We start from the raw sequence: 245 nt of genomic DNA on the forward strand, positions 1-245 counted from the left end.
GACCTTTGCTTGCACCACAATAAACTGCGATTCGCTTCATATTAATCCAGCTCCTTAATTCGATGAATGACTCTTAATAGTGATTGTTCAAACACTTTTTGATCTTGCTTTGTAAAAGGTGGGGGACCTTTGTGGCGACCACCTTGTTTTCTAATTTGTGCATTCATATATCGTTTATCTAATAGTTGTTGAATATTTTTGGAATTGTATATCTTCCCATTATGATGCATGACAATTAAGACTTT

The 245-nt window shown here is 34.7% G+C and carries 1 protein-coding gene; it reads right to left on the bottom strand.

The genetic code is table 11. The features are described from left to right. Positions 1-41 precede the first annotated feature (41 nt). Positions 42-245: DUF188 domain-containing protein (locus D9V42_RS14935; RefSeq protein WP_208639105.1), on the bottom strand; the 204-nt coding region annotated here is incomplete at its 5' end.

The sequence above is a fragment of the Staphylococcus pseudoxylosus genome, from assembly GCF_003697915.1.
GTDB classification, from domain to species: domain Bacteria; phylum Bacillota; class Bacilli; order Staphylococcales; family Staphylococcaceae; genus Staphylococcus; species Staphylococcus pseudoxylosus.